Origin of the sequence: Streptomyces sp. NPDC005393 (assembly GCF_040606675.1) — a bacterium.
Lineage (GTDB): Bacteria > Actinomycetota > Actinomycetes > Streptomycetales > Streptomycetaceae > Streptomyces.
Map to the genome: position 1 here is coordinate 137,141 of NZ_JBEXFG010000005.1, position 23,408 is coordinate 160,548.

A 23,408-nucleotide genomic window follows, 5' to 3' on the forward strand; every position below is an offset into this window, starting at 1 on the left:
CCGCTTACACCTTCGTCCGGTGGAAGCGCTGGAACGACCGCGAGGGTGTCGGCCCGCGCTGCCCCTGATAGCGGGAGCCGTAGCGCTCCGAGCCGTACGGATGCTCGGCGGGCGAGGTCAGCCGGAACATGCACAGCTGCCCGATCTTCATCCCCGGCCAGAGCTTGATCGGCAACGTCGCGACATTCGACAGCTCGAGCGTCACATGCCCGGAGAACCCGGGGTCGATGAATCCGGCCGTGGAGTGCGTCAGCAGCCCCAGCCGGCCGAGGCTCGACTTCCCCTCGAGCCGCGAGGCGATGTCGTCCGGCAGCGTGACCACCTCGTACGTCGAGGCCAGCACGAACTCGCCGGGGTGCAGGACGAACGCGTCATCGCCCTCGGGCTCCACCAGCCGCGTCAGATCGGGCTGCTCCACCGCCGGGTCGATATGGGGATAGCGGTGGTTCTCGAACACCCGGAAGAACCGGTCAAGCCGCACGTCGATACTCGACGGCTGCACCATAGACGGATCGTACGGATCAACCCGCACCCGCCCGGCGTCGATCTCGGCCCGGATGTCCTTGTCTGAGAGAAGCACAGCACGAGGATACGCAACCCAAACCCGCCCCCACGGCACAGGCCCGGTCCCACCGGACCGGGCCCTGCCCCTCTGACCTCATCGGCTGCCGCTTCTACCGCTTCTCAAGCCCCACCGGCACCGCATGCCGGAGCCTGGCGCAACGCGGACACCGCAGCAGCCGCCCGGGGCCAATCCGGTCGACGGTGAGGTGCTGCATCGGGAACGAGGCGGTGCTGAACACGTGCCCTTCAGCACAACGGACGACGGTGCGCTCCATGAGTCCCTTCCCCAAGAACGTGGACGGCGTGGACGACAAAAGCCACATTAGGGGATCAATCACCCACCGCTCCACGCGGCACTCCGCACCCCCACCGTACACCCCAACTCCCGCACCCCAACAGCCGCTTCTCCCCCTCCCCCACCCTCCCCGAATCCCCCGAACCACCCCCAAACAGCACGAAGACCCCACGATAAATGCGTCGGGGGGCAGCCATGGGGTACAGTGTGCGACGATGCGGCGCCAACGAAATCGGCGCCCTCGCGGGTGTAGTTTAATGGTAGAACATGAGCTTCCCAAGCTCAGAGCGCGGGTTCGATTCCCGTCACCCGCTCCAGCACAAAGCCCCAGGCCAGCGGCCCGGGGCTTCTTTGTTGTCCCAAGCCCCCTTTGCGCAGCCCACTGACGACTCGACATCGAGATCCAGGCACACGCGATCACACCTGGGCCAAAACGATCGAGGCGCGTCAGGTGTTGTGTGGCGGACGAGACGCGGGCGTAGGCTCAGCCCAGCGTCCGCAACAACGGCTAGAAGATCACGCAGACCGCCGCCCAGGAGACGCTTCGATGACCGAGCAGCCCTCTGCCGCCGACGGGCCCCTGATCCCTATGCCGGCGCTCACTCCGGCAGCGCTTCGCGCAGCGGTCGCCCAGATTGCCCCCGCCCAGCTGCCGTCCTTCGTCGAGCACCTCGACCGCGCGGTCGAACAAGCCGCCGCCCAGAGCACGATCGCTCCGTTGCGTACGTTCCTGCAGTGGTGGGGCGAATTCGTCGCCATCCAGCGCTACCCGGCCCGCGCCGCCCGCCTGCGCGAGTTGGAAGCCGTAGCGGAAGAGGCCACCGACCGAGACGCCCTTCGCTCTGCACTCGCCGAGATCCGACAGATCACGGACATGGCACACCACGAGATCTCCGCGTGAGCGACACCTTGCCGGAAGCGCGTACGACTCGTGGGCCACGGCGGTAAGACGCTGGGCGACCAGTACGCCGCGGACTCGGGAACCCGCTTGCTTCCGATCGCTGCGCGATCTCGCGCCCACCCGAGATCGGCTGCATCCGCTCGTAGTCGTTCAGGTCCACGTCCCTGCGGCCGTACGGCGTACTTCAGTCCGCGCTCTCGGAGATCATTTCCAAGAGCGCGGAGGCCTTTCCCATCACCTCGAGTGCGGCCTTGTTGCGGGCCAGGTCCTTCTGTAGCCGCTCCACCTGCCGGCGCAGCTTCTCGTTCTCCACCTCCGCGGCGGACTTCTTCGCACGGGCTGGGCTGGTCCGGCGATCGACCAGGTTCTCCAGGGCCCCGGCATCCTGGGCGGCCCGCCACTCCTTGACATGCGAGTGGTAGAGCCGTTCCCTGCGCAGGATCGCACCCTTCTCGTTCCTGGGCGCGGCGTCGTACTCGGCGACGATCCGCAGTTTGTACTCCGAGGTGAAGGTGCGGCGCTTCGGCCTCGGTGCCGGGCCGGACCCGACCGGCTCGGTGCTTGGCATAAGGGGCGATTCTCCTGTCGTGCCCTCTCAGGCTAACCCCGCAGAACGGGACGTCTCACCTAAGGCTGGCAGAGAAGGGAGTTGAACGCGGCCAAGACCACGCTGTACGCACACCTGGCGGCGTCAGTCCCACTCGGGGAGCACCGGATCCTCGAAAACGCCGGGCATGGCTGGCTTCACGAAGAGCGCCAGGACGCCGTGATTCAAGCGATCAATGACATCCTGCGCAAAGCGCGGTGACGCTTTGGCCGCGCCATCATCAGCAGGGCAGCCCCCAGTTTGGCCCAACATGATGCCGGCCAACGCTGGGGTCAGCGGTCAGGCCCCTCGCGCCCAAGCAGATTCGACCACCGCCTCGTCGGCGAGGGCCCAGCGCAACGAGGGGGAGGTCGGGGGCAGGTGCTTGAGACGAACTGTTCTTCACTGGCGCCCGTGGCTCTTCATCAGAGGATCACTTCGCGCAGGCAGCGCGTCGGAGGCCCCGCCGCTCATGCGCAGCCGCTCGACCAGGAGGGGCAGCCCGACGACGACTATCAACCACACCTGCACGTAGAGCCTGTCGCCCTCCATCGCTACCGGGTGGGCTGCGGACGTCAGCAGGCCCGTACCGCCCACGGCGATCAGGCAAAGCGCGATGGGCACCGAGCGGCTCATCGCGCCCCAGGCGCCCAACGCCAGGAGCAAGAGCAGAGAGGGAGCCAATGCCTCTCTCTGTAGCCACTGCCACCAGTAGTTGGCATCGAGCCGGACCAGCAGGCGCCATGGGCTGGCGACTTCGGAATACGTCCAGTGGAGGGAGAAGGTGTCCTGGAGCGAAGCCTCCAATCCGGGCAATCGGAGCACCCTGCTCATCGCAAAGGCGACCAGGGACTCGAAGAGCGAGACGATGAGCAGGCAGCGCGTGCCCTTGTGCCGGGCCTGTGGAACGAACATCAGCGCCATGGCACTCGCCGCCACCAGGCATGGCCCCATCAGGACGAAGCTTGAGTACTTGACCGCGAAACCCAGCGCGAAGGCCCCCACGGACAGCAGAGCCCCCGCCACCCACCGCCCCTGGCACAGCCACACCGCACCGAGCAGCATGGCCACCATGAGGGCAATCATCGGACCTTCCGTCATAGGCCGACTGCCCCACAGCCCTATGGGCGTGACGTAGTACAGGCACTGACCGAGCCATGCCACCGGAGGCGGTGCACGCAGCGCGCGCAAGAGCACCAGGACCAACAGCCCTCCGAGCGCCGTGAAACCCAGGGCAACGGCCGTCAGCCCCGCCTTGGCCCCCAAGAGCCAGACGAACGGTGCGGCCACCAGTGGATAGGCGGGGCGAGCCTGAAAGAGCGCCTCGTACCGCGGATGGCTGGGGTTGAGGCCATCCGCATGCCGAGCCAGGCAGTCCTGGAACTCATGGCGGCGCACCGGGGCCCGGAACTCGATCTGATGCAGCATGCGGTTTCGCTGAAGCATGGCCGCCGTGTCCGCGCAGTAGGCCCGCAGCGCTTTGTCCTGGGCTTTCCGGTAGGGGTCGCCCAAGAACTCGTACGCTGAGCGAGCGTAGCGGTATGAGTCATTGGCGAAGCGCGTGGCTGGATAGGCGAAGACGTGCAACAACACGAAGACGACGACCGTCAGTAACGGGATGATCTTGTGTATTCGACTCATGACACATACCTTAAATGCCGACAAACAGGGCAACATCTCGAATCGTCCACCAGGGTCTTCCTTTCGGATCATCGTGCGTCCCAGAGGAAGATGGCGGCGGTCTTGTCATAGCGGGCGGCCAGGCCACGCCATTGCTTGAGGCGGTTGATGCACCGTTCCCCGGTGTTGCACGGCCGTCGGCGGCCAGATGAATCTTCGTCGTCAGTCCACCCCCGGGACCGTCCGAGGGTATGGTCGCGCGGCTTGTCGGCCGGGGCCACTTTTACGGGACCACGGCCGCGGCGGTGGGCACGCACAGTGGCGGAGTCCACCGCGACCACCCGGCCCAGGACCTCATCGGCGCCATCCTGGGCAGCAGCGCAGTGAACACCCGCTACCAGGCGTCCGCTCCGGCAACGGCTCGGTCCGCGCCCACTCCGGCACCTGCGCGGGGCCCGCAGGGCCAGGCGACAAGACCAGCACACCGAGGCGGCACGGCGAGGACAGGTGGACTTGTCGCTGGTCAGCGTGGACTCCACCGTGGCCCGCGCCCACCACGACGCGGCCGGCACGGCCATGCGCGAAGAGGTGCTGGAAGCCCTGGAGAAGGCAGCTGAGGACGAAAAAGGGGCCGCACGCGGGGACAAGAGGCGCAGGTCACCGCAGCGGACAGCGAGCCCGGCGACCCCGGCGGGGAAGAACGGCGGCGCATCCGGCGCAGGCACCGGGCCCGCTTGAGGGCCGCCGGGCTGGGCCGCTCACGCGGCGGCCTGACCGGCAAAGTCCACCTCGCAGCCGAGCGGCGCTGCCGCCCGCTGTCCTTCGAACTGACCGAGGGGCAGGCCTCCGACAGCCCCCGCTTCATCCCGGTCCTGGACAAGGTCAAGATCCGCGGCCCGGTGGGCCGTCCGCGCACCCGGCCCGACGCCGTGGCCGTGGCCGTGGCCGTGCGACAAGGCGTACTCCTCCCGCGCCAACCGCGCCTACCTCCGCCATCGGAAGATCAAGGCGGTGATCCAGGAGAAGGCCGACCAGGCCGCCAACCGCAAGAAGAAGGGCCGCCGGGGCGGGCGGCCCGTCTCCCACGACGCCGAGCTCTACCGCGACCGCAACAGCGTGGAACGCTGCATAAACAAGATCAAGGCATGGCACGGCCTGGCCGCCCGCTACGACAAAACCCCCGAGAGCTACCTCGCCGGGCTCCACTTACGGGGCGCGGTCATCTGGCTCCGCAGCCTCCACCCAGCCACATGCTCCAGACTCAGAACAGGCCCTAGTGGACGAACTGCATCACCAGCTGATCCGCATCGGACTCGACGCGCTCGCCGAGGACTACGGCTACGCGCTTGCGGGCGGCTACGCCGTCCAGGCTCATCACATCGTCAACCGTGTCAGTGACGACGTGGATCTCTTCGCGCCCTTTGACAGGTCGAGTCATGAAATGAGTCATGCCGCGGAGCGGATCACCACCGCCTACGAAGCCGGCGAGCCCGTCGGGGCGGCGCAGATGGACATCGGGCAGGCTCCGATTCCACGCCCTTGAAGTCGTCGCTCACGACCCAGAGCGTTTCATGAGCGTGTTTCAGGCGTCCAACTGTTTGCAACGCCTCATGAAACATGATCGCCCGCAGGTGGACCATCGCGCGGCGCCGTGTTTCATAGGCGACCACCTATGGAACAGCACCCCGGGCAGCGTTGATGTCGGATGCCGCTACACGGGGTCAGGAGGTCCGGGCGTGGTGGTCCAGCAAGCGGGTGAGCAACTGCACGAACTGGTCGCGTTCGGCCGGACTCAGCGGCGCGAGCAGTTCGTCGTGGAGGTCGTCCAGGACCTTGTCGAGGAGGCGTAGGTGGCGGCGGCCTTGGGCGGAGATCGTGATGATGTTGCGGCGCCGGTCGTCGGGATCCGGCGCCCGCTCGACGAGGTCACGCTCGGCCAGTTCATTGAGCACGCCGACCATGTCGCTGCGGTAGATGCCGGTGCGCCGGCTCAGCGCCGCTTGGCTGCCCGGCCCGTATTCCTGCAGTGAGGCGAGCACGGCGTAGTGCCACTTGCGGGCGTCGGCCCGGGCCAGCCCCTCGTTCATCAGCCGGTCCGACCGCGCGGTCAGCTGCGACAACAGTCGGCTCGCCAGTCGACGCAGCCTGTCGGGCGTCTTGGGCGCGCCGCCGTCGGGCATGTCCGCGGCTTCGGCTCTGATCATGGCGCCAATCCTACCCATTGCGTTAGTTCGACTAACGATGTACGGTCACTCGCACCGAAAACGTTAGTGCAATAAACGTTTATCGAGTGAACTCCAAGGAAGGAAGAACTTGCCCACCAAGACACTGCAGATTCCCACCACGGACGGCCAGGCCGACGCTTTCGCCGCCTTCCCCGACCGTGCCGAGCGGCACCCGGGGGTGCTGCTGTACACGGACGTCTTCGGCGTGCGGCCCGAGCTGGAGGAGAAGGCCCGCGAACTGGCCGAGCACGGGTACTACGTGCTCGTCCCCAACCTCTACTACCGGCACGGCCCGGCACCGGTGATCGAACTTCCCGAGCACATCGGACACGAGATCCGGCCCGCGGTCGTCGCCCAGCTGATGCCCTTGGTCGAGGCGCACACCACCGAACGGGTCCTGCGCGACGCCGACGCCTACCTCAGGTTCCTCACCACCCAGCCCGAGGTCAGCGCCGGACCGGTCGCCGCGATCGGCTACTGCATGGGCGCCCCCTTGGCGGTGCGCACCGCAGCCGCCCACCCCGACCAGGTGGCCGCCGTCGCCGGATTCCACCCCGGCTTCCTGGTCACGGACGCGCCCGACAGCCCGCACCGCCTCGTCTCCGAGCTCACCGCGGAAGTCCATCTCGGCCTCTCCGAGAACGACATGTCGCCCGAGGCCCGCACCGAGCTCGAACAAGCCCTGGATGCCGCAGGTGTCACGTACACCACCGAGATCTACCCCGGCACCGTCCACGGCTTCACCATGTCCGACACCGACGCCTTCAACCCCGCCGGGCTGCAGCGCCACTGGGACCGCCTGCTCCCCCTCCTTGGCCGCACCCTGGCCAACAGCTGACCCTCCGGCCCGGAAAATAAACCCGAAGTGCACGGCTCCGCAGCCTGTAGCTCGCACGCCAGCCGCAACGCAGCGGCCCACCCGCTCCACGGCAAAGGCCCAGGTCAGAGACCGGGGCCTGTTTGTTGTCCAGGCCCTTCTCTCCAGCACGCCCCCAGCAGCCTCACCCCCTGCGGAATAATCGAGGCATGGCATCAACGCCCAGCGCCTCTGAGCTCCGCCGCGCCAAGTTCACCCGGCGGCTCCCCGCCGAGCTCTCGGAGCTCGCTGGCCCGGCCCATGGCATCGTCGGCCTGCCGCTGCACATGGCATGGTCCGGGCTGACCCGGTTCGATCTCGACCAGCCCCGGCTGAGGATGAGCTTCTACCGGATCGTCCTGGCCGAGGGGATGCACGACGATCTGGTGCAGTACCTCAACCAGGACCTGCTGATCAGCATGTGGCCCGTCCTCCGCACTTTGATCAGCCGCGATGCCCGCGACGCCTGGGAGAGCGCCTTCGCCGAGCTAGCTCATGCCCAGGCCGTCGCGTGAACCTCACGGAGCTGCACCGGCGACTGCTTTGTGACGTGCTCGCCGTGGGAGGCGCCTACCCACTCGTCCTCACCGGCGGCTACGCGGTCCAAGCGCATGGGTTGGTCGACCGGCTCAGCCAGGACCTGGACGTCGCTAAGAGAATCCGGAACGGATGGAGAACATCGCGAGGACCGTACGCGCGGGACTGGAAGAACGCGGTTGGCACGTTCGGGCGTTGGAAACCGATCTCCTGTCCGCGCGGCTGATCGTCACCGACGCCGGCAGCGGAGAAGAGTGCGAGGTCGACATCCTCAAGGAAGCACTCTGGCGCCCTCCGGTGGAGACCGAACACGGTCTGGTGCTCTCCCTCGAAGACGTGGTCGGCACCAAGGTGCGCGCATTGGCCGACCGCGGGCTCGCTCGCGACCTGATTGATGTCCGGGCTGCGGCGGACCGTTGGAGTCACACCGAACTGGAAACACTCGGCCGACGCCATGCCCGCGACACCTTCGACCTCGACGACCTCCAGACCCGGCTCACCGGCATCGACCGGATCGACGACGCCGAGTTCGCCGCGTACGGCCTCGACGAAGCAGCCACCGCCGAACTGCGCAGGTGGGCACAGTCGTGGGCCGACGACATCACGGAGCGGCTCCACGAGCTGGAAATCGATGACGAAATCTGAACCAGCCCCCAGCACTTCAGCGGCGCACCGTGCGGGCACGTTCAGGCTGTCTCGCCCAGCGACTTGCAGCACCGTCCCGCGCGTTTCGTGCCATGACCGTCCTCGTGCGGATGGGGGACTGAGGCGAGGCTCAGCGGACCGTTCCGTCGATGGTCCGAGACGAAGGGCGGCCCGCACCAGTCGTGCCCCGAACAAGGCGGTCAACAGCGGTCAATGACGGGTACCGCGACAGGTGGGACAGGTTGCTGTCAGCACCCGTTTGCGCTGGTCAAAGGCAGGGTCCGCCCTGACCACCCCGTGATTCCCAAGCTCGGAGCACGGGTTCGATTCCCGTCACCCGCTCCAGCACAAAGCCCCAGGCCAGCGGCCTGGGGCTTCTTTGTTGTCCAGACCATGCCAAGCGCCTTGCGCCAGATCCGCACCACCTCTGGAGCCTTCTCGAGGCCTCTGGATGGGGACTCGGGAATGAACTCCAAACGGCCCTGTCCGCGTGCGGGTGGACGGAGCAGCACGGAGGCTGCGCTCATGGAGAAGTACACCACCAACGAGAGCCCCATTGCTGCGTACGGCAGCCCGCCCCCCGCGGAAGCGTGGTTGGTCACCGCAGACAGGGGCAGCCTCCAGCAGGCTCTGTCAGCCATTGACGAGCAAGCCGCCGAGCGGAGCGCCGATGCGATCGTCGGTCTTCGCATTGCCGTAGCGCAGTCCGAGAGTGGGCAGGGCTCCGGACGGAGCTTCGTCGTCTACGGGACCGCGGTGAAGTACTTCTGACCCCGGGCTCGGTCACGGCTCCGGCCGCTGGGCGCAGTGATCATCTCGAGGTCCCCCAGACCTCTGCTGTGCGCCGATGCCTGGACGGAAGCGAAGGGGGGTGCAACGTGGCATGGCTTGTTCTGGTAGGGGCGCTTCCGGGGGCGCCGTGTGCGGGGCCGGACGTTCTTGAATCACCGCCGTGGCGGACGTGCACCAGAAATCGAACCTGTGTGGCAATTCGGTCATGGCGCGAACCACGTTTCCTCACGACCTGGTCCAGGCGCAGCACGACTGGAATCGCACGTACGCGGCGCTCGCCGCGCCCCGACCCCGCAAACGCCGACATTCCCGCCGGTGGTTCGGGACGAAGTGCGCCCCGTGATTCCCCATGCTCAGAGCGCGGGTTCGATTCCCGTCACCCGCTCCATGTCAAAGCCCCAGGCCAGTCGCCGGGGGCTTGTCGTCTGAGTGATACGCGCCCATAAGCAGGGGCACCTCGATCACAGCCGCGCACCGGTTGGTGGTCATCCGGATGCGCGATCTCGTCACCGTGGAAGCGTGACCAGCCCGGCTCGCTGACGGCTCCACGGTCAGGACAGTCAGGTCGACCGGCCACGCTATTGGCCGGTCTGTGGGTTCTCCGCGACGCTCGGGTATGCCGGGCTGATACCGGTGTCGATGAGGATCTGTCCGGCCTGGGTGGCGTTGTCGGCCTGGACGGCCTTGGCCATCGCGGCACGCGCCGCCTCGGGCGTTGCCTGCGGCGGCACCACCAGGAGGGAGAAGTAATCCTGATCGCCACGGGTGATGAGGACCGTGTCGTCGCCGACCGGGAAGGAGTCGATGTGTACGACTCGGTTGTCGATGATCAGGCGCGTCGGCAGCCCCTCCCAGGCACTCGCGTCCAGGCCCACGCACGTGATGGGGCCGAGGTGCTGGGTCAACGCGTGGACCAGGCTCGGCAGTTCGGCGCCGATGTCACGTGAAAGCGGCCACCACGCGCCGTCGAGAACTCCCTCGCGCGCATGCGTCGTCTCCAGCCTCAAGAGGGCTGTCCCGGGTTTCACGGCCTGGTGGATCGAGTCCGGCAGCAGCCTGCCGAGGTGCGGTGGGATCTTGGAATCGGAGTCGGCCATGGTGTGCTCGCCCGTCTGCGGGTTCGGTACGTCCGCTGATCGCCTGTGGCGCCTCGGCGTGGCTGCCGACCATGCGGACCCCCTCGGTAGCTTCACCGTACTCCGCGTGTCGGCGTAGGGCGCACGGGCCCGCGTGCTCGATAAAACGCCTGGTCACGCACAGGATCATCGGATCAATGACCGGAGTACAGTGAAGAGGCCGGGAGTACTTCGCGCACCGGCTCCAGGCTGGTGTCGTTTTCGGCGAGCGACAACGCCGGGCCGCTGAGAAGCTGCCCGGAGGTAGGTCCGCACCATGAGCGCCACCACCGACGCCCGCACGGCAACAATCCGTGAGCGCAGGCCCTCACCACCGGCCCGCTTGTCACTGACCCCCGCAGGCAGGATTCCAGGTCTGCTGAACGGCGCGTGGTGGCCTCACTCGCGCGACCTCTACCGCGAACTGCCCGCCCTGACAGAGGTGCTGGACGGACGGTGGGGACGGATCACCCGTGTCTCGGTGAACCCCGTCCACTGGCCCGTGGTCCCTCGCAAGGTTCCCGTCAGCGGGCATACGGTCCATGTGGGGCGGTTCACCGGTGAGCAGGATCCGCACACGCTGATACTGCTCTCCTACACCGTCGGTCGGTGGGACCTGCTGGTGATCCCGCCGGAAACCGATGCTCCTGCTGCCGCCCGGCTGATGTCCGCCGCGGCCGCCCCGGGGACCCTGCGCACCGCGAGTGACCTGATGGCGGACGAGGACACAATCCGGGAAGAGGCGGAGTCCCGGGCCCAGGAAGAGGAGTGGGAGACCGAGGGCGGGCCTGCACCCCCGGCCGGCGCGAGCCGCACCGGGCTTCCGCGCTCTGCCCAGGGAAGGTGAGGACCGTGGAGAACCTCAAACGACGTCGGCCTTTCCGTGACCGGGGGGCGACGGGCGTGACGCCTTGCCCTGGCGAGGAAGGTGGCCTGGCATGACACCCGCGGACACCCCGCCCGCCGCCGGGCGCGCCGAGGTTCGGATCGTCGCCGCGTCCCCCGAAGCCGCCCGCCAGGTCGCGGAAGTGCTCCGGCGCTGCTTCGCCGCCGGCGAACAGCGCAGCTACCCCGCCGGTCACGACGGAGGCACCCGGCTGCACCTCACCGTGGACACCACACACACCGCCGAGCCCACGCGGTCCTGGCTGGCGGCCACACGGGCCGGCGACCGAGCGCAGGCGGACGAGGCCTGAGAGCAGCGGAGCGGCTCAACCGTCGGCCCTGGCCGTTGCCGCTCCGCAGCGTAGGTCTCAGCGGCTGCCGGAGAGTTCGCCGCCGAGCTTGTCGTGGGTCCGGGCGCTGTGGTGGTTGAGCCTGATGATCTCAATGCTCTTGCCGCATGTGCTGGGATCCGGGGCCCCTCGGGCGGAGCCTGCCCTTCCCGCTTCGCCTCGCTGGTTTCGTACCGGCAGGCCAAGCACGGCCGCGCCAGTTCGACCTGCCGGGACGTGGCAGCGGGCGACGGCGGCGGCGACCGTCGTAGGGGAGCGCAAGCCATGAGAAGCAGTCCAGAGGGAGGATCGACGATGGCCGACACCGCAACGCTCGACCGCAAAGACTGGCGGACCGCGCTCGATCAGGTCACCGCCGACCACAGCGGGGAACTTGTCACCGTCGAAGTGCTGGACCCGTCGGTCGCGCATGGGTACGAGGCCGAGCGGCTGCCCTTCTCCTCCCTCACCTACGACCCGAAGGACGATGTGGTGGTCGTCGCGGTCGGCGGGCAGTCGCCGCGTTACCCGGTCGTGCTGCGGCACATGGTGTCGCACCCCAAGGAGATCGATGTCGCCACGCTGGACATCCCGGAGACGGCCGTCCGGGTCGTCGCCCCGGACGAGAGCGCCACCTTGATCACCTTCTACCCGGCGGAATCAGGGAAGGGGTCCTGAAACCGCCGCCTCGACTGACCTGGCTCGGTAACCTTCGCTCCCGCATCGTCGCCGCCCAGGCAGCGCTGGAGTTCATCGAGTGCGCCCCCGCCTGCGAGCACGACGACATCACCCAGCGCCTGTACCACCAGCAGAGGATCGCAGAGCCCATCGGCGCCGACGCTCCGGGGGCGCCGGGGGCTCCAGGAGGTGTTCGCCGGTGGGATCTTCCTGGCGAGGCCGGGAGGGCTCCGGAGGTCTGAGGCCGCATGACGCAGTGTGGGCGGCCGAAGGACCCAGGTACCGCGGGCTGTTGAAGGGGGGAGGGCCGTCCGGCCCTGTTTTCAGCCCCGGTGTCGGGCGACGAGGACGAGGCCTGGGCACCACGGGTAGGGTCCTTTTGCCCCGTCACGCTGAGTGGAGACGGGGCGGCGTCAGCGGGCGATAGCGCCGCGGGATGTGGCGTTCGTCGTAGCCGGAGGAGTGCGTTTCTGTGTCGAGCACGAGGACTTGGTTCATCCAACGCGCCACCGACCGCCGCCCGTTCGCCGTTGCGCACCGCCGAAGCGGGCCGTTCATCCGGCTGTCCTCGTCCTCCGGCTATGGCCCGCCGACCCTAATCTAGTGCTGCTGTACAGCCGCTCGGGAGATGGGAAAGGGGATCGGCGATGCCGCTGAGTACCGGGGATCCGGAATCGATAGGCGGCTACGTTCTGATCGACCGGCTCGGTTCGGGCGGCATGGGAGTCGTCTATCTCGGGCGCTCGGCCTCGGGGCGGCAGGTCGCGGTCAAGATCGTGCACGAGATGTTCGCGCAGGACGAGGAGTTCCGTACGCGCTTCCGGCAGGAGATCGCGGCGGCGCGCAGGGTGAGCGGGGCGTTCACCGCTCCCGTGGTGGACGCCGATCCGGACGCCGAGCGGCCGTGGATGGCCACGCTGTACGTGCCGGGGCACACCCTGTCCCAAGTCGTACGGAAGGAAGGCCCGTTCAGCGGGCGGGAGTTGCGAACGCTGGGGCTGGGGCTCGTGGAGGCGCTGCGTGACATCCACCAGGTCGGGGTGGTGCACCGGGACCTGAAACCGGCCAACATCCTGATGGCCGAGGACGGGCCGCGCGTCATCGACTTCGGCATCTCACGCGCCGCCGACAACCAGACCCTCACCCTCACCCTCGGGCGGCTGCTCGGTACGCCGCCCTTCATGTCGCCGGAGCAACTGCGCGCTCCCCGGGAGGTCACCGCGGCCTCGGATGTGTTCTCGCTGGGCTCGCTGCTGGTGTACGCGGCCAGGGGCACCGGACCGTTCGACGCCGACAGCCCCTACCTGTCGGGCTACCAGGTGATGAACGAGCCGCCGACGCTGGACGGAGTCCCGGAGCCGCTCCGGGGGATCGCCGAGCGCTGCCTGGACAAGGACCCGGCCGCGCGGCCGGGCCTGGACGAGCTGCATCGCATGCTCCGCGCGCTGCCGGATTTCGCCGCGACCGTTCCCCCGAGCTCCGAGGGGCCTCCGGAATCTGCGTCCCCTGGAGAGGACGGGATCCCCGGAGAGGACGGCCTCCCGGGAGGGGGCGGGACCGGAACCTCCTCCAGGCCCGGGACCGGCCGCGGACGTCGAGGACGGCTGATCCTCACCGGCGTCGGCGCCGCCCTGGCCGTCAGCGGGCTGAGCATCGCGGCCACGGTCCTCGCCCCGGGCTCGAGCGCGCCGCCGGACGCGTCCACCGCGTCCGCCACCGGCCGCTCGCGCCCCGTGTCACTGCCCGAGCGCTGGCGCCCGTGGCGGGCGGCCCTGCGGTACGACTCCCAGGATCCCCCGCTCGATTACGGGGAGTCCGGTTGTGTGTCGGACGGCAGCGCGCTGTACTGCGGCGGAAGCGGCTTCACGGTCGCCAAGGTCGACGCCGCCACCGGTCGCGTGCGGTGGCGGACGGGCACCAGGCCCCAGAGTGCGCGACCGATCGGGGTGAGGGACGGGGTCGTCTACGTCTACGAGGAGCCGACCGACGAGAGCCGCCGGGTGGTGGCTCTGGACGCCGACACCACGAAGCGGCGGTGGGCACGCGAGATCAGCGTGTCCGAGCCGGCGTACCTGTTCAACGGCGGCTTGCTGACGCTGTCGCCCCGGCACACGCGGATCTCCGCCTACGGGAGGTCGGGTCAGCTCCTGTGGCAGTCGCCGAAGCGGGACGGGGCGGTCTGCTATCTGAAGGTGCTGGGAGGCGCCCCGTACAGCATGTGCTCACCCCCCGAGGCGGACGGTGACCCGATGGCCGAGGGCCCGTACACCCTGCTGCGGCTCGACCCCTCCGACGGCACGCAACGCGAACTCGCGACCCTCCCCCGGAAGACGCTGAGCCTCGGCGTCATCGACGGGCAACCCCTGTTCCTCGCCCCCCAGACCGCGAAGGACGTGTACGAAGCGGGGTACGAGCGGCCGTACAACGCGCTGCTCCGGGTGGATCCGCGCACCGGCGAGATCAGGCGGACGCCGCTGAGACGTCCGGCGCACGGCTCGGCCACCCTCCTGGACGGTGTCGTCTACTTCGCCCGGGCCAACGGGACGGTCACCGCGATATCGGCGGACAGCGGCAAGCAGGTGTGGCAGCGGGCGACGGACACGGAGAGCCTGTCCGCGCCGGTGGAGTCGCGGAAGTACGGGCAGGTCTACTTCTCCAACCGCTTCGGCCGTCTGCTGGCGCTGGACCGCGACACCGGCGCGGAGAAGTGGCGCACCGCCGCGCTGAACGACGCCGGGTCCGCGGCGGAGGGCACAACGCCGAGCGTGCAGCTCGTCAAGGACGCGATCGTGGCGATGGCCGGGGACACGGCCTTCTCCGTACGCCCGGACCGGCCGACGGACCGGCCGACGGCCCTGCCGTCCGCGTCCCGAACGCGGGCCGTCAGCGGGAGCGGGGCGCCGTAGCCGTCCGGGAGCGGCGGGCGGGCGCGATACGGCTCTGTTCGGCGGGGCTCAGGCGGATGACGGCGTCGAGGCCGCGCTCCGGGGCGGGGCGCAGGGTGACGTCACCGCCGCCGGCGCGGGTGAGGCGCTGCACTATGGGCAGGCCGAGGCCGGTGCCGTCGTGGTCGGCGTCGGACGCCCGCCAGAAGCGGTCAAAGGCCCGGTTCCGCTCGGCTTCGGTCATGCCGGGGCCCTGGTCGATGACATGGAGCTCGGGCCCGTCCGGCCCGTGGGCGCGGGCGAGGGTGATGGAGGTGCCCGGTGGCGAGACGCGCAGTGCGTTGGAGAGGAGGTTGTCGACGATCTGCTCAAGGCCGCCCGGGACGGCCAGGACCGACCCGAGCCGCGGGCCGGTCACGGTGATGTCGACATAACTCTCGGCCGCGAAGGCCGTCCAGGTGGCGGCTCGGTCGGCGACGACGGCGTCGAGGTCGACGGCTTCCGGGGTGGTGCCCGAGTTCTCCAGCCGGGCGAGGGCGAGCAGTCCCTGGACCATGCGGCTGAGCCGTTCGACCTCCGCGACGGCCTCGTCGAGGCTGGGCTGGACGCGCGGATCCAGATGGGGCTCGAAGTTCTCCAGCCGCAGGCGTAGGGAGGTGAGTGGGGTCTTCAACTGGTGGGACGCCTCGGAGGCGAACGCCTCCTGGGCGCGGAGCAGATGCTGGAGCCGGGACGCCGTGCGGGTGAAGGCGCACGCGAGGCGGCGCAGCTCCGGCGGGCCGAAGTCGGTGGCGGGCGGATCGGTGAGGCTCCCGTCGGCGAGTTGCGCGGTGGCGTGCTCCAGGGCACGGACCGGGCGGGTGATCCAGCGGGCCAGCGCGGAGGCGATGAAGGTGACCGCGGCCAGCACCCCCAGGCCGACTCCTGCCAGCGCCAGCCAGGCGTCATGGATCTTCCCCTGGAGTGCGGCCAGGGAGGAGACCACCCGTACGGCGCATCGCACCTTGGGTCCCGAGGTGCCGGGCACCGTGGCGGAGAAGGCGTCGCCGTGCACAGCCGGGTCACGACCGGTTCCACTGGTCGGCCTGTGGCGCAGTGCGTGGGCGATGTCCGGTCGTGCGGACAGGTCCGTGCCGACCGCGGTGGCGCGTGCGGTGTCGGTGAGGACGAGGCCCTTCCGGTCGGTGACGAGTACCCGGCTGCCGGTACGCCGGGCGTAACGGCGTGCCAGGTCGGCGATATCGGCTGCCGCGCCGTCCTCGACCTTCTCCTCGAAGACCTCCGCGAGCATCGCGGCGCCCTGCTGGGCGGCGTTGGAGAAGCGGGACAGTTGCCCGCGGGCGTAGACATAGCCGAACGGCACCTCAAGAGCGAGCAGCACCAGCAGTATCAGGCTCAGATAGCTGAGGAGCAGACGGCGGGTCACCGCGCCGCCTGATCGGGGTATTCGGGCGCGGTCAGCCGGAATCCGATGCTGCGGATGTTTTCGATCCAGGCGGAGTCACCGAGTTTGCGGCGCAGTGCGGCGATGTGCACATCCAGGGTCTTGGTGGGGCCGAAATAGTTCGCCTCCCACACGGTGTCGAGGATCTGCCGCCGGGAGCACACGGCGCCGGGGTCCTCGGCGAGGCAGACCAGCAGATCGAATTCCTTGGGTGCCAGGGCGACGGGGGTTTGGTGCAGGCGCACCTGGCGGGTGCGGCGGTCGATCGTCAACGGGCCGATGGACTGGGCGCCGGGCGGCCCCGCGGGGGCGGGGCCGCCGGATGAGCCCGGTGCGGAGTGCGGTTCCGGCCGGCCGCCGTCGAGGGCGGCCGGGCTGGTGCGGCGGGCGACCGCGCGGATACGGGCCACCAACTCCCGCACGCCGAACGGCTTGGACAGATAGTCGTCCGCGCCCAGTTCCAGGCCCAGGACCCGGTCGACCTCGTCGTCACGTGCGGTGATCATGATGATGGGAACGGCGGAACGGCCGCGCAGGGCCCGGCAGACATCGATGCCGTCCATGTCGGGCAGTCCCAGGTCCAGGAGCACCATCTCCGATTCGGCGGCCGACAGGGCCTCCGCGCCGGTCCTGGCCCGTTCCACGGCGAACCCGAAGCGGTTCAGGCCCTCCGCCACCGGCCCGGCCACCCGGTCATCGTCCTCGATCAACAAGACACGCATGTCGACAGGGTCACAAACGCCGTGCTCCCCGTGCGGTGCGTTCAGCGCAATCTCCCAAGATTCAGTGACAGCACGGCCCCAGGTGGCGCTGTCCTCACCGCCGTCTCGTCCTGGGCGGCGCCCTTTCCACAACCCTAGGACACGGCCGTTCAGGGGAGTGCAAGCAAGTGATAAGGGTGGGGCAAGGAAACCGTTAAGAATTTCCGAAGCCGGAGGAGTCCCGGCCCCGCGCCAAAAATAGACCGGTCTTGTATGACCGCTGTATTTGCGCTGTCCGGCCGTTTACTCGCCGTCCCGTAACGTCGATTGCGGCAGCCGGCCGGCCGAGCCGGAACCTCCTCACAATGCCCGGCAATATGCCATGCGAAACCGCGCGGATATGACGCTGCGCAGTTCCGTTCCGGGCGGGACGGTTGATATGACAGAGACGACGAGGGCCGAGTTGTGCCGGGTACGTCCGGAGCTGGTCGAGCCGTTCACGGCCGCACTCCCTGGAGCGCGGGCCGCGGTGCTCGGCCGGCTGTGGGGGGCCTTCGCCCGCGAGCCCCTGCCCGGCATCGCCGAGCGCCACCACGAAGCGGACGATCTCGTGGTCACCGTGGAGGGCGGGGTCCGGCTGACCGGTCCCGCCGCCTGCGCACGACGGTTCGCCCAGGTGCCCGAGGACTTCACGGTGGCCGGTCCCCACGGCCCGATCGACGAACCGGCCATGCTGCTGGCCGCCCTCGGACAGCGCACCCCGGCGGCGCGGCGGCTGGCGGCCGAACTCGACAACAGCGTGGCCAACCTCGCCCTGGCTCGCGCCGCCAACACCGGGAGCACCCAGGTCAGCGACTCGGCCGACGCCGAACAGTCAGTGGTGGACGGCCATCCGCAGCACCCCTGCTGCCGCACCCGGACCGGTCTGTCGGTCGCCGAGGTCCTCGCGTACGCACCCGAACACCACCCGGTGGTCGACCTGGTCCTGCTCGCCGTCCCGGCGAGCCGCTGGCAGTCCACCGGCGACTGGCCGCGGGCACTGCGCGACGGCGACACCGTCCTGGTGCCCGTCCACCCCTGGCAGCGTGACCACGTCCTCACCCACCACCCCGAACTGACGGTCACCGCGCGGACCATCCCGGCCCGGCCGCTGCTGTCGCTGCGTACGCTGGCGCCACTGGACGTCCTGCCGGGCTGCCACATCAAGACCGCGCTGGACGTACAGGTCACCAACTACCGGCGCACCATCTCCCCGGCCGAGGTCTGCGACGGGCCGCCGCTGTCCGATCTGGTCTACGCCGTCCTCGACAAGACCGGGTACGGCGACCACCTGCGGGTCCTGCGCGAACTGGGCGGCGGCTCGGTGCGGGTGAACGGCGGCGAACCGTCGGCGAGCCTCGCCGCGATGATCCGGGAAGCCGGCGAACGGCACCTGGGCCCCGGCGAGATCGCCGTCCCTCTCACCGCCGTTCACGCCACCGGCGCCGCCCTGGTGACCGGCGACCCCGTGCGCTGGCTCACGGACTTCGCCGATCTGGTACTGCCGCCCGCGCTGACGCTGCTGTCCATGGGGATCGCGCTGGAGGCGCACGGCCAGAACACCCTGGCCGTGCTGTGCGAGGGACGGCCGGTGCGGGTGCTGTACCGGGACCTGGACGGAGTGCGGATCCACCCCGGCCGGCTGACCGCCCATGGCTTCACCCTGCCGCCGCTGGCCGGCAACCGGACGGGCGATGACACCGGGGCACTGCGCACCAAACTGTTCGGCGGCCTGCTCGGCGGAGTCTTCAGCGAGCTGGTCGACGTCCTCGCCCGCACCCGCGGTGCCGCACCGGAGGACTTGTGGGAGGCGGTGGGCACGGCCGGCCGCCGGGTGTACGACGGCCTGCCGGACACCGGGGACGCCGCGGTGTTCTTCGGCGACACCCTGCCGCTGAAGGCGACCATCGCCATGCGCCTGGCCGACGACCCGGCCAGGGCGCAGTGGATCCCCGTCCCCAACCCCCTGGCCCGGTACCGCTGACGACGCCCACCAGTCCTGTCCCCCACGCACGCACTGGAGCCGTTTCCCATGACCGTCCCGAGCACCACCACCCCCACCCTGCCGAGCCGGCCACCCGCCGATACCGCCGACGCCGTCACCGCCCACACCCTGCTCAACTGCCTGATCCGCGAGGTCTCCGCACCAGAGCACCAGGTCACCGTCGACCGCGACCGGCTGCTGCTGCGCCTGCCCCGGCGCGACATCCTGCTGCGCGCCCCCTTGCGCCGCGTCTCGCTGATCGGCGCCCATCGGTTCACCGGCCCCGTCCAGCGCTACGACGGTGCCGCCTGGGTCACCGTGGGCTGGCGTGAGCTGGCCGCGTACGTCCAGGACGAGCTGGAGCTGCGCACCGGCATCGCCAACGGCGAGTTCCTCCCCCAGGTCACCGACAGCCGCGAGACCGTCCGCACCATCCTGGAGCACCGCACCACCGATCCGGCGGCGGCCACGCCCGAGGACGCCTATCTGCAGTCGGAGCAGTCCCTGGTCTTCGGCCACCGCTACCACCCCGCCCCCAAGGCCCGCGCCGGCGCCCCGGAGGGCTGGCTGGCGTACGGCCCGGAGACGGGCACCCGCTTTCCGCTGCGCTACCTCGCCGTGCGCCGCGGTCTCGTACGGGAGGAGGGCGATCTGCGCGATCTGGACGCGCTGATGCCACGGGCCGACCCCGGGTTCGTCACCCTGCCGGTGCACCCGTGGCAGTACGAGCTGCTGCGCGGCCACCGCGCGCTGCGCGAGGCGATCGCCACCGGGGACATCACCGACACCGGCGTCGGCGGGCCGGACTTCGCGCCGACCGCATCGGTGCGCACGCTCTACCAGCCTGATGCCGACACCTTCCTGAAGTTCAGCCTGAACGTCCGGCTCACCAACTGCGTGCGCAAGAACGCCGCCTACGAGCTGTCCGGCGCCGTCGCCCTCAACTCCCTGCTCCAGCCGGTCTTCGCACGGCTCGGCGAACGGTTTCCGGACTGCGCGCTGCTGGCCGAGCCCGGCTACCGCAGCATCGCCCCGGGCGGGGACACCGACCTGCTGGAGGGCTTCGGTGTGATCGTCCGCTCCGGACTGCGACCCCACCTCAAGCCCGGTGTGACACCGCTGCTGTGCGCGGCGGTCGCCGACGAGCACCCCACCGGCCCGGCTCAGGTCTCCCGGCTGCTCGCGCGCGCCGGCACGGACGCTCTGGACTGGTGGGACACCTACCTGCGGCTGCTGCTCCCACCAGTACTGACCGCCTACTTCGAGCACGGCGTCGTCCTGGAGCCCCATCTGCAGAACGTCGTCGTCGGCGTGCACCCCGACGGCTCCCCGGCGCAGATGTTCTTCCGCGACCTGGAAGGCACCAAGCTCCTTCCCGGACACCACCGCGATGCCCTCGCCGCGCTGCCCGAGCACGTAGGCGGCCCGCTGATGTACGACGCCGAACGCGGCTGGAACCGGGTCGCGTACTGCCTGCTGGTCAACCACGCCGCCGAGCTGCTCGGTGCCCTGGCCGACACCGACCCGGCGCTGGAACCGGCCCTGTGGGGCCTGGTCCGCGACCACCTCGACGCCTGTGCCCGCACGGTCGGCGACCCGCCCCGGCTGCGCGCCCTGCTGTCCGGCGTACCGCTGCCCGCCAAGGCCAATCTGCTGCTGCGCTGGTCCCGCCGGGCCGACCGGCACGCCACGTATGTCCCCCTGCCCAGCCCGCTGGGCGAGGACTTCCCCCGGGAGGCGGCATGCTGAGGCCCGCACTCCTCGACCATGTGCGCGGCCTGGCCGCCGAGGACCTGCCGGCCTACGTCTACGACCTGCGGAGTCTGCGCGAGCACAGCCGCGCCATCCGGGCCGCCCTGCCCGAGCGGGTCGAGCTGCTGTACGCGGCCAAGGCCAACTCCGACCCCCGGCTGCTGCGGGTGCTCGCCGACCATGTCGACGGCTTCGAGGTGGCCTCCGGAGGCGAACTGCACCACGTCCGCGCCCTCTTTCCCGACACCCCGATCGCCTTCGGCGGCCCCGGGAAGACCACCGCCGAACTGGCCCAGGCGGTCCAGGCGGGCGTCCACCGCCTGCACATCGAGAGCGAACACGAACTGCGGGTCCTCACCACGGTGCTGGGCGACCGCGGCGCCGACATCCTGCTGCGGGTCAATCTGCCCTTGAGCCCGGGGCCGGTGGCGCTGGCCATGGGCGGGCAGGCCGGCCCGTTCGGCCTGGACCCGGAGCGGCTGGACGCCTGCCTGGCGGTGATCGCCGCCGACCGGCGCGTCCGGCTGCGCGGCCTGCACGTCCACCTCGCCAGCGGCCTGGACGCCCCCGCCCACCTCGACCTGGCCTCGGACGTCCTGGACTGGGCGCGCGGCTGGGCGACCGACCGGGACGCGGAGCTGACGGAGGTCAACATCGGCGGCGGCATGGGAGTCGACTACGCACGCCCCGACCAGCGGTACGACTGGAACGCCTTCGGAAGCGGCCTGCACCGCCTCCTGGCCCACCACCCCGGCCTGACGGTGCGGATCGAACCAGGCCGCTCGGTCACGGTCTACTGCGGCTGGTACGTCACCCAGGTCCTGGACCTCAAACGCAGCCACGGCCAGGCGTTCGCCGTGCTGCGCGGTGGCACCCACCATCTGCGCACCCCCGCCACCAAACAGCACGACCAGCCCTTCCGGATCATCCCCGCCGACGATTGGCCCTGGCCATGGGAGCGCCCGCGGGCACGGCAGGAGCCGGTGACGCTCGTCGGGCAGCTGTGCACTCCCAAGGACGTCCTCGCCCACCGCGTCCCCGTCGAGCTGCTGCGCACCGGCGACCGGATCGCGTTCGCCATGGCCGGCGCCTACGCCTGGAACATCTCCCACCACGACTTCCTCATGCACCCGGCCCCGGCCTTCCACCACCTGGACGAGGTCCCGTCCCTCCCCACGCCATGAGCAAACACCGCCGTATCCGCACCCGCGGCCGGCGGCGGGCCCCGAGCGCGGCACTCGTCCCGCTCGGGGCCCGCAACTTCCGCCGCTATCTGCTCGGGCAACTGGTCTCCAACGTCGGCACCTGGATGCAGCGCGCCGCCCAGGACCTGCTCGTGCTCCAGCTCACCGGCAACAGCGGCGGCGCCGTCGGCGTGCTGACCGCCCTGCAGTTCCTGCCCCAGACGCTGTTCGGCCTGACCGGCGGCGTCATCGCCGACCGCTTCCCCAAACGCCGGCTTCTGCTGATCACCCAGACCGCCATGGGCGTACAGTCGCTGCTCCTCGGGCTCCTGACCGTCACCGGCACCATCGCCCTGCCGTCCCTGTACGCGCTGGCCTTCGTGCTCGGCACCGCCACCGCCCTGGACCAGCCCGCCCGCAACGCGTTCATCTCGGAACTCGTCGAGCGGGCCCTGGTATCGGGCGCGGTGAGCCTGAACTCCGCCCAGTTCAACGTGGCCCGCGTCCTCGGCCCGGCCCTCGCGGGCCTGGCCGTCGCCGCAGCGGGAGCCGGCCCCGTCTTCCTGGTCAACGCCGCCTCGTACCTGGCCGTCCTGTACGGGCTGACCACCATCCGGACCGACGAACTCCACGCCCCGCGCGAGCCCGGACGACGGGACAGCCGCCTGGCCGACGCCTTCCGCCATGTCGCCGCCACTCCGGACCTGCTCCTGCCGATCACCGTCATCGGCTTCGTCGGCACCTTCGGGCTCAACTTCCAGATCACCATCTCCCTGGTCGCCATCACCGTCTTCCACTCCGGCGCCGCCGCCTTCGGCTACCTGTCGGCCGCCTACGCCGTGGGCAGCCTGATCGGCGCCCTGCGCGGCACCGGCCGCCGCCGGACGCCGACCGCCCGACGCCTGGTCGCCTCGGCCGTCGCGTTCGGCCTGCTGGAGGCCGCGGTCGGTCTCACGCCCGGTTACGCCACCTTCCTGATCCTGCTGATCCCCACCGGCCTCGCCTCGGTGACCGTGACCACCACCGCCAACTCGCTCACCCAGCTCAGCGCCGATCCCCGGATGCGCGGCCGCGTCATGTCCCTCTACTTCCTCGTCCTCCTCGGCGGCACCCCCATCGGCGCGCCCCTCGTCGGCCTGGTCTCCGATACGCTCGGCGCCCGCTTCAGCCTCATCCTCGGCGGCCTGATCTCCGCCGTCTCCGCGCTCACCCTCTCGGCCCTGATCAGGGCACGCGCCCGGCGCCCACGAGCGGCCGGACCAGCGAGGACTCCCCCGGCAGACCGCCACGCAGACACCGCGGTCACCAGTACGGAAGGATCAGCCCCGCCTCCGCTCGCGCCCGCACCATGAACGTCACCATCGACGACCGTACGGGCAACGCGCCCTGAC

Annotated in this window: 21 protein-coding genes, 1 tRNA gene and 2 pseudogenes; 17 read left to right on the forward strand and 7 right to left on the reverse strand. The window is 69.9% G+C overall.

The features are described from left to right. Window positions 1-4 precede the first annotated feature (4 nt). Window positions 5-580 (reverse strand): dCTP deaminase, encoded by a 576-nt coding sequence (gene dcd / locus ABZS71_RS07865; protein WP_355850046.1) that lies wholly within the window; start codon window positions 578-580, stop codon window positions 5-7. Between the two features lie 522 nt (window positions 581-1,102). Between dcd and ABZS71_RS07870 the strand changes: the two genes are divergently transcribed. Then, window positions 1,103-1,176 (forward strand) — tRNA-Gly (locus tag ABZS71_RS07870). A gap of 230 nt (window positions 1,177-1,406) precedes the next feature. After that, window positions 1,407-1,760 (forward strand): DUF6247 family protein, encoded by a 354-nt coding sequence (locus tag ABZS71_RS07875; RefSeq protein WP_356208294.1) that lies wholly within the window; start codon window positions 1,407-1,409, stop codon window positions 1,758-1,760. Between the two features lie 184 nt (window positions 1,761-1,944). Here ABZS71_RS07875 and ABZS71_RS07880 read toward each other — a convergent pair whose 3' ends face one another. Further along, entirely contained in the window at window positions 1,945-2,328 is a 384-nt protein-coding gene (locus tag ABZS71_RS07880) for a hypothetical protein (RefSeq protein ID WP_356208296.1), read from the reverse strand. Window positions 2,329-2,409: 81 nt separating this feature from the next. On the opposite strand from ABZS71_RS07880, the gene ABZS71_RS07885 reads away from it, so the two are divergent. Next, the gene (locus tag ABZS71_RS07885) at window positions 2,410-2,568 is read left to right on the forward strand and encodes a hypothetical protein (protein WP_356208298.1); all 159 of its coding nucleotides are present in this window, start codon (window positions 2,410-2,412) and stop codon (window positions 2,566-2,568) included. A 180-nt stretch (window positions 2,569-2,748) separates the two neighbouring features. On the opposite strand, the gene ABZS71_RS07890 is transcribed toward ABZS71_RS07885, so the two are convergent. Further along, window positions 2,749-3,987 carry a hypothetical protein gene (locus tag ABZS71_RS07890; protein WP_356208299.1) on the reverse strand — a complete coding sequence of 413 codons (1,239 nt, stop codon included), beginning with the start codon at window positions 3,985-3,987 and terminating at the stop codon, window positions 2,749-2,751. A gap of 465 nt (window positions 3,988-4,452) precedes the next feature. Between ABZS71_RS07890 and ABZS71_RS07895 the strand changes: the two are divergent. Continuing rightward, window positions 4,453-5,196 (forward strand): annotated as a pseudogene (locus tag ABZS71_RS07895) (IS5 family transposase); the annotation flags it as partial. Window positions 5,197-5,242: 46 nt separating this feature from the next. After that, window positions 5,243-5,509 carry a hypothetical protein gene (locus ABZS71_RS07900; protein ID WP_356208392.1) on the forward strand — a complete coding sequence of 89 codons (267 nt, stop codon included), beginning with the start codon at window positions 5,243-5,245 and terminating at the stop codon, window positions 5,507-5,509. 178 nt (window positions 5,510-5,687) lie between these two features. Here ABZS71_RS07900 and ABZS71_RS07905 read toward each other — a convergent pair whose 3' ends face one another. Further along, entirely contained in the window at window positions 5,688-6,170 is a 483-nt protein-coding gene (locus ABZS71_RS07905; RefSeq protein WP_356208301.1) for a MarR family transcriptional regulator, read from the reverse strand. A gap of 109 nt (window positions 6,171-6,279) precedes the next feature. Here ABZS71_RS07905 and ABZS71_RS07910 point away from each other — a divergent pair, with 109 nt between their 5' ends. The 4 genes and pseudogenes from ABZS71_RS07910 to ABZS71_RS07925 all read left to right on the forward strand — a co-directional run bounded on the left by ABZS71_RS07910 (window position 6,280) and on the right by ABZS71_RS07925 (window position 9,000). Next, entirely contained in the window at window positions 6,280-7,029 is a 750-nt protein-coding gene (locus ABZS71_RS07910; RefSeq protein ID WP_356208302.1) for a dienelactone hydrolase family protein, read from the forward strand. Window positions 7,030-7,217: 188 nt separating this feature from the next. Next, window positions 7,218-7,562 carry a transcriptional regulator gene (locus tag ABZS71_RS07915; protein WP_356208303.1) on the forward strand — a complete coding sequence of 115 codons (345 nt, stop codon included), beginning with the start codon at window positions 7,218-7,220 and terminating at the stop codon, window positions 7,560-7,562. Further along, window positions 7,559-8,229: pseudogene (locus ABZS71_RS07920) on the forward strand (nucleotidyl transferase AbiEii/AbiGii toxin family protein). Before ABZS71_RS07915 ends, ABZS71_RS07920 begins: the two are co-directional and overlap by 4 nt. 525 nt (window positions 8,230-8,754) lie before the next feature. After that, window positions 8,755-9,000, forward strand: a complete 246-nt coding sequence (locus ABZS71_RS07925; protein ID WP_356208304.1) for a heavy metal-binding domain-containing protein — start codon at window positions 8,755-8,757, stop codon at window positions 8,998-9,000. A 599-nt stretch (window positions 9,001-9,599) separates the two neighbouring features. Here the strand turns inward: ABZS71_RS07925 and ABZS71_RS07930 are convergent. After that, complete coding sequence (locus tag ABZS71_RS07930) at window positions 9,600-10,118, reverse strand: DUF5994 family protein (protein WP_356208306.1); 519 nt, start codon at window positions 10,116-10,118, stop codon at window positions 9,600-9,602. A 295-nt stretch (window positions 10,119-10,413) separates the two neighbouring features. Between ABZS71_RS07930 and ABZS71_RS07935 the strand changes: the two genes are divergently transcribed. The 4 genes from ABZS71_RS07935 (at window position 10,414) to ABZS71_RS07950 (ending at window position 14,934) form a co-directional block, all read left to right on the forward strand. Next, on the forward strand, window positions 10,414-10,983 hold the full coding sequence (locus ABZS71_RS07935; RefSeq protein WP_356208307.1) for a DUF5994 family protein: 570 nt from the start codon (window positions 10,414-10,416) through the stop codon (window positions 10,981-10,983). A 91-nt stretch (window positions 10,984-11,074) separates the two neighbouring features. After that, window positions 11,075-11,332, forward strand: a complete 258-nt coding sequence (locus tag ABZS71_RS07940) for a hypothetical protein (RefSeq protein WP_356208308.1) — start codon at window positions 11,075-11,077, stop codon at window positions 11,330-11,332. A 333-nt stretch (window positions 11,333-11,665) separates the two neighbouring features. After that, on the forward strand, window positions 11,666-12,028 hold the full coding sequence (locus ABZS71_RS07945; protein WP_355850072.1) for a DUF5335 family protein: 363 nt from the start codon (window positions 11,666-11,668) through the stop codon (window positions 12,026-12,028). Between the two features lie 647 nt (window positions 12,029-12,675). Beyond that, the gene (locus tag ABZS71_RS07950; RefSeq protein ID WP_356208309.1) at window positions 12,676-14,934 is read left to right on the forward strand and encodes a PQQ-binding-like beta-propeller repeat protein; all 2,259 of its coding nucleotides are present in this window, start codon (window positions 12,676-12,678) and stop codon (window positions 14,932-14,934) included. On the opposite strand, the gene ABZS71_RS07955 is transcribed toward ABZS71_RS07950, so the two are convergent. Continuing rightward, on the reverse strand, window positions 14,912-16,339 hold the full coding sequence (locus ABZS71_RS07955) for a HAMP domain-containing sensor histidine kinase (RefSeq protein ID WP_356208310.1): 1,428 nt from the start codon (window positions 16,337-16,339) through the stop codon (window positions 14,912-14,914). The two genes, ABZS71_RS07950 and ABZS71_RS07955, sit on opposite strands and share 23 nt — an antisense overlap. Then, window positions 16,336-17,079, reverse strand: a complete 744-nt coding sequence (locus tag ABZS71_RS07960; protein ID WP_355850080.1) for a response regulator transcription factor — start codon at window positions 17,077-17,079, stop codon at window positions 16,336-16,338. The genes ABZS71_RS07955 and ABZS71_RS07960 overlap by 4 nt, the downstream gene beginning before the upstream one ends. Before the next feature lie 418 nt (window positions 17,080-17,497). Between ABZS71_RS07960 and ABZS71_RS07965 the strand changes: the two genes are divergently transcribed. Genes ABZS71_RS07965 through ABZS71_RS07980 form a run of 4 tightly spaced genes read left to right on the forward strand, consistent with a single transcriptional unit; the run spans window position 17,498 to window position 23,369 of the window. Then, window positions 17,498-19,081 (forward strand): IucA/IucC family protein, encoded by a 1,584-nt coding sequence (locus tag ABZS71_RS07965; RefSeq protein ID WP_356208311.1) that lies wholly within the window; start codon window positions 17,498-17,500, stop codon window positions 19,079-19,081. 48 nt (window positions 19,082-19,129) lie between these two features. Continuing rightward, window positions 19,130-20,830, forward strand: a complete 1,701-nt coding sequence (locus ABZS71_RS07970) for an IucA/IucC family protein (RefSeq protein ID WP_356208313.1) — start codon at window positions 19,130-19,132, stop codon at window positions 20,828-20,830. Continuing rightward, window positions 20,824-22,017: a type III PLP-dependent enzyme gene (locus ABZS71_RS07975; protein WP_355850089.1), complete on the forward strand. Its 1,194-nt coding sequence runs from the start codon at window positions 20,824-20,826 to the stop codon at window positions 22,015-22,017. Before ABZS71_RS07970 ends, ABZS71_RS07975 begins: the two co-directional genes overlap by 7 nt. Continuing rightward, complete coding sequence (locus ABZS71_RS07980) at window positions 22,014-23,369, forward strand: MFS transporter (RefSeq protein ID WP_356208314.1); 1,356 nt, start codon at window positions 22,014-22,016, stop codon at window positions 23,367-23,369. The genes ABZS71_RS07975 and ABZS71_RS07980 overlap by 4 nt, the downstream gene beginning before the upstream one ends. The last annotated feature ends 39 nt before the right edge of the window (window positions 23,370-23,408 follow it).